At 72.0% G+C, this 8,764-nt stretch carries 8 protein-coding genes; 3 read left to right on the top strand and 5 right to left on the bottom strand.

The genetic code is table 11. The annotated features are described in order from the left end of the window. Positions 1 to 2,056 (bottom strand): DEAD/DEAH box helicase (locus ACZ4V1_RS07750; protein ID WP_468330973.1); only part of this gene is annotated, 2,056 nt, incomplete at its 3' end. 503 nt (positions 2,057 to 2,559) lie between these two features. Between ACZ4V1_RS07750 and ACZ4V1_RS07755 the strand changes: the two genes are divergently transcribed. After that, positions 2,560 to 3,342: a ferritin-like domain-containing protein gene (locus ACZ4V1_RS07755; RefSeq protein WP_468330861.1), complete on the top strand. Its 783-nt coding sequence runs from the start codon at positions 2,560 to 2,562 to the stop codon at positions 3,340 to 3,342. Between the two features lie 41 nt (positions 3,343 to 3,383). Here ACZ4V1_RS07755 and ACZ4V1_RS07760 read toward each other — a convergent pair whose 3' ends face one another. The 4 genes from ACZ4V1_RS07760 to ACZ4V1_RS07775 form a co-directional block, all read right to left on the bottom strand. Next, on the bottom strand, positions 3,384 to 3,653 hold the full coding sequence (locus tag ACZ4V1_RS07760) for a hypothetical protein (protein ID WP_468330864.1): 270 nt from the start codon (positions 3,651 to 3,653) through the stop codon (positions 3,384 to 3,386). A gap of 422 nt (positions 3,654 to 4,075) precedes the next feature. After that, on the bottom strand, positions 4,076 to 4,303 hold the full coding sequence (locus ACZ4V1_RS07765) for a DUF3107 domain-containing protein (RefSeq protein WP_055417979.1): 228 nt from the start codon (positions 4,301 to 4,303) through the stop codon (positions 4,076 to 4,078). Positions 4,304 to 4,469: 166 nt separating this feature from the next. Next, entirely contained in the window at positions 4,470 to 5,111 is a 642-nt protein-coding gene (locus ACZ4V1_RS07770) for a TetR/AcrR family transcriptional regulator (protein ID WP_055418932.1), read from the bottom strand. 311 nt (positions 5,112 to 5,422) lie between these two features. After that, positions 5,423 to 5,644 carry a hypothetical protein gene (locus ACZ4V1_RS07775; protein WP_468330867.1) on the bottom strand — a complete coding sequence of 74 codons (222 nt, stop codon included), beginning with the start codon at positions 5,642 to 5,644 and terminating at the stop codon, positions 5,423 to 5,425. Positions 5,645 to 5,859: 215 nt separating this feature from the next. Between ACZ4V1_RS07775 and ACZ4V1_RS07780 the strand changes: the two genes are divergently transcribed. Further along, a complete protein-coding gene (locus tag ACZ4V1_RS07780; protein WP_468330870.1) occupies positions 5,860 to 6,882 on the top strand; it encodes an alpha/beta fold hydrolase in 1,023 nt (340 codons plus the stop codon). 8 nt (positions 6,883 to 6,890) lie between these two features. After that, a complete protein-coding gene (locus tag ACZ4V1_RS07785) occupies positions 6,891 to 8,489 on the top strand; it encodes a DUF3152 domain-containing protein (RefSeq protein ID WP_468330873.1) in 1,599 nt (532 codons plus the stop codon). Positions 8,490 to 8,764 lie beyond the last annotated feature (275 nt).

Here is an 8,764-nt window from a genome sequence, read left to right on the forward strand (position 1 = left end):
CCTGTCCGGCCGTGTCGGTGGTTTCGGCCGGTTCGGCGGTCTTGCGGGTGCGGCGGCGCGGTTTGGTCTCCGTGCCTTCGGCGGTGTCGACGGCGGCTTCCGCCTTGGCGGCGGCGGTCTTCCGGGTGCGTCGCGGCTTGGCCTCGGCGGCCTCCGGTGCCTGCGCGGCCTCGGTGACCTCCGCGGCTGTGACCTTGCGGGTGCGGCGCGGCTTCGTCTCCGTCGGCTCGGACGCGGGCTCGGTCGCTCCCTCGGCCGTGTCGGCCACCGTTTCGGCGGCCGTGGCCGTGGCCTTGCGGGTGCGGCGGCGCGGCTTCTCCACGGGGGCCTCGGCCGCCGGGACCTCGACGACGGCCGACTCGGTGACCGTGGTTTCCGCGGTCGCCGACTCGACCACCGGGGTGGTCTCCGGCAGAGCGGTCGGTGCCTCGGCCGACTTGCGGGTGCGGCGGCGACGCGACTTCGCCGGGGCCTCCGAAGCCTCCACCGCCTCCGCGACCTCGGGGTTCGCGAGCGCGGTGTCCTCGGCGGCCTGCGCCTCGGGGGCGTCGGCCGGCGCGGCCGTCACCTGCGGACGAGGCTCGCCACCGCGCGTACGACGCCGACGGCGCAGCGTACGGGGGCCCTGGGCGGCGTCCGTGTCCAGGTCGGCGGCGTTGTCCGCACCGCCGGTCACGGCCTCGGGTGCGGTGGTCGTCGCGGAGGCGTCCGCGTCCACCGGTGCCCCGCCGCGCATCCGGCGACGGCGACGCGGCGTCGTACGGGACGAACGCTCGCGGTCGGCGGAACGTGACTCGTCCCGACCGTCCCGACCGTCCCGACTGCGGCCACCCCGGTCGCCGCGCGCGCGGCCACCGCGGCCGCCCGGCTCGCCCAGATCTTCCAGCTCCTCCGCGTCCAGCCCGGCGCGCGTGCGCTCCGAGCGCGGCAGGACGCCCTTGGTGCCTTCGGGGATGCCGAGGTCGGTGTACAGGTGCGGGGAGGTGGAGTACGTCTCCGGCGGGTCGCTGAAGCCCAGGTCCAGCGCCTTGTTGATCAGCTGCCAGCGCGGGATGTCGTCCCAGTCGACCAGCGTGATCGCCGTACCCTTCGCGCCCGCGCGGCCGGTGCGGCCGATGCGGTGCAGGTACGTCTTCTCCTCTTCCGGCGACTGGTAGTTGATGACGTGCGTCACGCCCTCGACGTCGATGCCGCGAGCGGCGACGTCGGTGCAGACGAGCACGTCCACCTTGCCGTTGCGGAAGGCGCGCAGGGCCTGCTCGCGGGCGCCCTGGCCGAGGTCGCCGTGGACCGCGCCGGAGGCGAAACCGCGCTGCTTGAGCTGGTCGGCCAGGTCGGCCGCCGTGCGCTTGGTGCGGCAGAAGACCATGACCAGTCCCCGGCCGTCGGCCTGCAGTATGCGCGCCACCATCTCGGGCTTGTCCATGTTGTGCGCGCGGTAGATGAACTGCTTCGTGTTGGCGACAGTCGCGCCCGCGTCGTCCGGCGAGGTGGCGGAGATGTGCGTGGGCTGCGACATGTAACGGCGGGCCAGCGAGATGACCGCGCCCGGCATGGTGGCCGAGAACAGCATGGTCTGGCGCCGGGCCGGCAGCATGTTGATGATCTTCTCGACGTCGGGCAGGAAGCCCAGGTCGAGCATCTCGTCGGCCTCGTCGAGGACCAGGCTCTTGATGTGCTTCAGGCTCAGCTTCTTCTGGCCCGCCAGGTCCAGCAGGCGGCCCGGGGTGCCGACGATCACGTCGACGCCCTTCTTCAGGGCCTCGACCTGGGGCTCGTAGGCCCGGCCGCCGTAGATCGCGAGGACGCGCACGTTGCGCACCTTGCCGGCGGTCAGGAGGTCGTTGGTGACCTGCTGGCACAGCTCGCGCGTCGGAACGACGACGAGGGCCTGCGGGGCGTCGGTCAGCGCCTCGGGTGCCGCACGGCCCGCCTCGACGTCGGCGGGGACGGTCACGCGCTCGAGGAGCGGGAGGCCGAAGCCCAGCGTCTTGCCGGTGCCGGTCTTGGCCTGGCCGATGACGTCCTTGCCCGAAAGGGCCACGGGGAGCGTCATCTCCTGGATGGGGAAGGGAGTCATGATGCCGACGGCCTCAAGGGCTTCGGCGGTCTCGGGGAGGATCCCGAGGGATCGGAACGTCGTAGTCAGGGTGCTGCCTCTTCTGTGTACGTGGTGCGAGGCGAGCGCGCGGGTCCTGCCGGACTGTGTCGGGGACGTCGGCTGCCTTACGGGCGAGCCGTAGGACACGGGACCTCTGTCGACGCTCCAGCGCTCGTACCACTGAGGGTCCCCCTCCGGATTCCGTACGCAGCGTGGCGTACAGCAGGGAGGGCTGTCGGGTCGGAGCCGATCGGGCCACCGACCGGGCATCCTCATGCGTGCGGCCCGACGACGATGTCACGTACCCGTACGTCACATACTCGGCAGGCGCATTACCACCATACCCCGGATTCGCGCACACGCGATGGCCGATTTGGTCACGTAGTCGTCGTCACACTGAATGACCAGGGCCGACCGGGGGCCTTCCCGCAGGCCACGGGCGGGCTATTGTGCGCTGCATGACGAGCTCTGACAAGCCTGGCAACGCCGAAGACGCCCCCGCCGAAACCACCGGAGCCCCCGATTCCACCGGAGCCACCGGAGCCACCGGAGTCGCCGCCCAGGACTGGGCGACGGCTGCCGCCGACCCGCAGTACCGTGCCGCGGTCGTGGACCTGCTCGGCGCGCTCGCGTACGGCGAACTGGCGGCGTTCGAGCGGCTCGCGGAGGACGCCAAGCTGGCGCCCACGCTCGCGGACAAGGCGGAGCTGGCGAAGATGGCGTCGGCGGAGTTCCACCACTTCGAGCGGCTGCGGGACCGGCTCGCCGAGATCGGCGAGGAACCGACGGAGGCGATGGAGCCCTTCGTGGCCGCGTACGACGCCTTCCACAAGCAGACGGACCCGTCCGACTGGCTGGAGGGGCTCGTCAAGGCCTACGTCGGCGACTCCATCGCCAGCGACTTCTACCGCGAGGTCGCGGCCCGTCTCGACGCGGACACCCGCGAACTGGTACTGGCGGTGCTCGACGACACCGGGCACGCCGGATTCGCCGTGGAGAAGGTGCGCGCGGCGATCGACGCGGACCCGCGCGTGGGCGGGCGGCTCGCGCTGTGGGCGCGGCGGCTGATGGGGGAGGCCCTCTCGCAGTCCCAGCGGGTGGTGGCCGACCGGGACGCGCTGTCGACGATGCTCGTGGGCGGTGTCGCGGACGGGTTCGACCTCGCCGAGGTCGGCAGGATGTTCTCCCGGATCACCGAGGCGCACACCAAGCGGATGGCGGCGCTGGGGCTGGCCGCCTGACCGCTGTCAGTGCGGGCGCGGCCCGGTACGGCGGCGGCCGGTCAGGCGGTCGCCGATCGGCGGCGGAGTCTTCCCGCGGGGCGAAGCAGCAGCGACAGCGAGGCCGCGGAGAGGGCCGCCGAGCCCAGCAGAACCAGCGGAAGGCCGCCCGCGCCGAGCGCGGTGTGCGTCACGAACGCCCCGAAGAGGGCCCCGGCGATCCCCGTGGGCAGGACCAGGACGCGGTCCGGCAGGCGGTGGGGCAGACGGTGGGCGGCGGCCCAGGCCAGGGCGAGGCCGAGGATCGCGGCGCTGAGCGCTTCCAAGAGCATGTCGGGGTCCCTCCCACGCGGCCGGCCTGCCCGAAACGGTCACAGCCGTCTTACCCCTGACCTGCGGAATACAACCCTCCCTTGTGGGTGAACTGTGCGCCGTCCGTGAACGGGACGGAGCAGAGCCGACGCGGCGCGGCGCGCGGCGGGAGGCGGCAGGGGCGGTGCGGCAGGAGGGTGCGGCAGGAGAGGGCGCGGCGGGAGAGGTAGCCCCGGGAGGCGGGAGGCTCGCCAGGGAGACGGCGAGATCCGGCGGGGAGCGCGGCGGGGTCCGACGGAGAAACGCGGAAGGGCCTGGCGGGGCAACGCGGAGAGGCCCGGTGGTGAGGACGGCGAGATCCGGCGGGGAAACGCGGAAGGGCCCGGCGGTGAGTCACCGCCGAGCCCTTCCCGCTACGCGTGCGTGGTTCCGCGTCCGCCGACTAGAGCGCGCCGAAGCCCACCTTGCGCGGGGCCGGCTCGCCGATCTCGACGTAGGCCAGACGGTCGGCCGGCACCAGGACCTTGCGGCCGTGTTCGTCCACGAGGCTCAGGAGCGCCGACTTGCCGGCCAGTGCCTCGGCCACCACACGCTCGACCTCCTCGGCATTCTGGCCGCTCTCCAGAACGATCTCGCGGGGCGCGTGCTGCACGCCGATCTTGACCTCCACGGCTATGTCCCTCCGACGGTCAGTGAAGTGCGCGATCTTCCGCGCCGTACCAGCACACATTAGCCCGGTGAGGGGACGTACACGCTGCGTCGGAGAACGCCAGGAGCGAACAGCCGACGGGAACAGAGCCGCCGTACGCCCGCCGCCGCCCGCCACGCCGTGACGGTCAGTGCTGCTCGGTGCCGTGCAGCGGGAAGCCGGCGATGCCCCGCCAGGCCAGTGAGGTCAGCAACTGGACCGCCTGGTCGCGCGGCACACTGCGGTCGCTGTGCAGCCAGGAGCGGGCCACCACCTGGGCGAGGCCGCCCAGACCGGAGGCCAGCAGCATCGACTCGGCGCGTGACAGGCCGGTGTCCTCGGCGATGACGTCGCAGATCGCCTCGGCGCACTCGTTCGTGACCTTGTCGACGCGCTCGCGCACGGCGGGCTCGTTGGTCAGGTCCGACTCGAAGACCAGGCGGAAGGCACCGCCGTCGTCCTCGACGTACGCGAAGTACGCGTCCATCGTCGCCCGGACGCGCTGCTTGTTGTCGGTCGTCGAGGCGAGCGCGCTCCGTACGGACTGGATCAGGGCCTCGCAGTGCTGGTCCAGCAGCGCGAGGTAGAGGTCGAGCTTGCCCGGGAAGTGCTGGTAGAGCACCGGCTTGCTGACGCCGGCGCGTTCGGCGATGTCGTCCATCGCGGCCGCGTGGTAGCCCTGGGCCACGAACACTTCCTGTGCGGCGCCCAGCAGCTGGTTGCGTCGGGCTCGGCGGGGAAGGCGTGTGCCCCGCGGGCGTACCGCCTCTGTCTGCTCGATGGCTGTCACGCCGCCTCCCATAGTCGTCCTCGTGCGGTGTGCGCCGCGTCGCCATCGTACTTTTCGGTAACCGTGGTGTGTGCGGTGCGAGCGCAGAATTTCACGGACCGGACGGTGGCGAAAGCCGCACAACAGGTTTCAAAATCGATCAGGCCGGGCAGAAATCGGCCTCCCTCCTGCTCGGCGAGCCTTTCCGTCGCCTCCGCCTCCGCCTCCGCCTCCGCCTCCGCTTCCGTCCGCTGCGGATGCCGATGCCTTCAACGCCGCCCGCCTTCGGTCGCCCGGGCCGCCTCCCGGCAGTGGTCGGTCAGCAGTGATCGTCAGCGGTAGTCGTCCTCGTCGTGGGAGACGACCCGGGCCTGTTCCGCAAGGTCGGCCTCGTTGGCGCGGTCGGGATCGACGCCGGTCAACGGATCGTCGCGCTCCGGCGCGATGTCCGCCTGCTGCTCGGCGGCGTCGGCGTCGGGTGCCTCGACGTCGAATTCCTCCGCTTCCTGTGCCTCGTCGTCGAACGTGTCGGGGTCGGTCGGGTCGACGGTCATGCTGGGCTCCCTTCCTACGAACGTCCCTGAGAATGCAGGGGCCACACGCGGGTGCCCACTCCACGAGCCTAGGAGACACCCGATCCGGACGCCATGCATCGCCTGCGGCAGACCCGTGCGCTGTCGGCATCAGTACCCGGCTGCCGCGTCGCCGCACCCGCCCTTGTGATGGCGAACACATGAACCATTGCGTGATCGTCTCGTAACATTGCCGCATGCCTTCGATCGAGCCGCCGTCCGTGCCGCCCGCCAACGTGCTGCCGAAGGTCGCAGCCGTCAGGGTCGCGGCCGGAGAGCGGCTCAGGTCGGTCCGCCTGCCCGGTATGACCCTGACGGTCCGTTCCAGGCCACCGGCCCGCGAGGGGCTGCCGCCCGCGCTCTACGTCCACGGCCTCGGCGGTTCCTCGCAGAACTGGTCGGCGCTGATGCCGCTGCTGGACGGCGTCGTCGACGGCGAGGCCCTCGACCTGCCGGGATTCGGCGACTCCCCGCCACCGGACGACGGCGACTACTCGATCACGGGTCACGCGCGCGCGGTCGTCCGCCACATCGAAGCGTCCGGGCGCGGCCCCGTGCACCTCCTCGGCAACTCGCTCGGCGGCGCCGTCGTCACCCGCGTCGCCGCGGTGCGGCCCGACCTGGTGCGGACACTGACCCTCGTCTCGCCCGCGCTGCCGGAGATCCGGGTGCAGCGCAGCGCCGTGCCGACGGGACTGCTGGCGGTGCCGGGGGTGGTGTCGCTTTTCACCCGCCTCACCCGGGAGTGGACCGCGGAGCAGCGGGTCCGTGGCGTGATGGCGCTCTGCTACGGAGACCCGGGGCGAGTGTCGCCGGAAGGCTTCCGCAACGCCGTGGAGGAGATGGAGCGGCGACTGCGGCTGCCGTACTTCTGGGACGCGATGGCGCGTTCCGCGCGCGGGATCGTCAACGCGTACACGGTGGGCGGCCAGCAAGGACTGTGGCGACAGGCCGAACGGGTTCTCGCGCCGACCCTGCTGGTCTACGGTGGACGGGACCAACTCATCAGATACCGCATGGCCCAGCGGGCTGCCCGCGCCTTCCGTGACTCCCGGCTGCTGACCCTGCCGGACGCGGGACACGTGGCGATGATGGAATATCCGGAGACCGTGGCCGCGGCGTTCCGTGAACTTCTCGCGGACACCGGGGAGTCGGCGGTCGGTGAGAGGATCGACGGGGCTGTCGACGACGAGCCCGCCAACCAGACCACAGGAGGCTGAGGCGCGAAGTGGGACGCCACAGCCGCCGCGGACCCGCCGCCAAGGCCGACGCCGAGGGCACCGCCGCAGCAAGGGAGGGCCGGCCCGGCCTACTGGGCCGCCGCCGGGCGCCCGGGCCTCCGGCGGGCCGGCAGGAGCCACCGGTGGGCCGGCGGGAGCCACCGGCGAGCGGAGCACCCGGCGCGGCGACCCGCGGGGCACCGGCACCGGGAGGAGCCGCGGCCCCGGGCGGAGTCCGGGGCACCCCTGCCCCTGGGGAACATGCGGTGCCGGGCCCACGACTCCGGGACGGGACGCCGGCACATGGGTTTCCGTCTGTTTCGGATGGCACGCCGGCGCGTGGGTTTCCCGGGGTGGGAGACGGCACGCCGGCGCACGGTTCTCCGCGGCTGGCGGACGGTACGCCCGCGCGTGGTGGCCCCAGGTTCCCGGACGGTATCCCGGCACACGGTGTGCCGCGGGTCCGTGGCGGCCACCCCGAGCAGCGTGAGCCCGGCGGTGGCTGGGGCGATTTGGACGGGCGGCGGACCGGTGCCGGGCCCGGTACTCCGACGGGCCGACCCGGCCCGCCCTTCCCGCAGCAGCGGCAGGGGGCACCGGGAGGGCCGCGGCAGGAGTACCTGGACGCCTTCGGCCAGGACGACGACGTCTTCGCGCTCCGCCCCCCGCGTCCTCGTCCTGCCCCCGTCTCCGCACAGCCCGCCGACCCGTACGCCTCCGTCACCGACTGGAGCGCCGAGAGCGGGGGCGGCGGTGTCGCGGGTGCCGACGACGCGCCGCCCACGGGTGAACCCGCGCCGGCCAAGGGCGGTAAGGGCAGGACCTTCACCGGCGTCGCCGCGGCCGCCGTCACCACCGTGCTGGCGGTCGTCGTGGCCGGACAGGTCGCCGATGGCGCGGACGGCGACGACGCGCGCTCTCAGTCGGCCACCGACCAGGGCCGCGGCGTCCACGACTCCGCGTCGAGGGCGGACGGGCGGCCGACGCCGTCGGAGACCACGGCACCGTTGACGTACGAGCAGAAGATCGAGAAGAGGTACCCGCTCAGCGCCACGCTCGACGGTTCGGGGAAGTTCGACGCGATCCCCGGCATCGACAAGGGGCCCGGGAAGGGGCAGAAGTACACCTACCGCGTGGACGTGGAACAGGGGCTCGGCCTGGACGGAGAACTCTTCGCCGAGACCGTGCACAAGACGCTCAACGACAACCGGAGCTGGGCCCACAACGGCGCCCGTACCTTCGAGCGCATCCACTCCGGACAACCCGATTTCGTGATCACGCTGGCCAGCCCCGGTACGACCGCCGACTGGTGTGCCAAGTCGGGCCTGGACACCACTGAGGACAACGTGTCCTGCGACTCGGCCGCCACTGAGCGCGTGATGATCAACGCCTACCGGTGGGCGCAAGGTGCTGAACCGTACGGCGACGACATCCACGGGTACCGGCAGATGCTGATCAACCACGAGATCGGCCACCGCATCGGCTTCAACCACGTCACCTGCGACAAGGACGGCGAGCTCGCCCCCGTCATGCAGCAGCAGACCAAGTTCATCGACCACGACGGCATCGACTGCCGCCCCAACCCATGGGCCTACCCCAATAACTGACCGCGAGGTAGGGCCGTTGACCGCATGGCATGGCATGGCATGGCATGACGTGGGGGCGGCATGACAGCCGAATCGCTTACGGTGATCGACTGATCTCTTAGCGCGACGGAACGCGCTACGCACGGGAAAGTTACGACCGTTCACCCCTTTTGGTGGGGGGGGGGGAAAACCGCCCCCCCGCCCCCCCCCCCTCCCCCCCCCCTCTTCCCCCCTCCAGCCCACCCGACCCACAAAGCCCCCCCCAAAAAAAAACAGGGGTGGTTTAGGTCGTCTCC

It is taken from the genome of Streptomyces sp. NPDC028991 (assembly GCF_055564775.1).

Coding starts and splice junctions, on each gene's coding strand:
- ACZ4V1_RS07755 (WP_468330861.1), top strand. CDS start 2,560: ATGACGAGCTCTGACAAGCCTGGCAACGCCGAAGACGCCCCCGCCGAA.
- ACZ4V1_RS07760 (WP_468330864.1), bottom strand. CDS start 3,653: ATGCTCTTGGAAGCGCTCAGCGCCGCGATCCTCGGCCTCGCCCTGGCC.
- ACZ4V1_RS07775 (WP_468330867.1), bottom strand. CDS start 5,644: ATGACCGTCGACCCGACCGACCCCGACACGTTCGACGACGAGGCACAG.
- ACZ4V1_RS07780 (WP_468330870.1), top strand. CDS start 5,860: ATGCCTTCGATCGAGCCGCCGTCCGTGCCGCCCGCCAACGTGCTGCCG.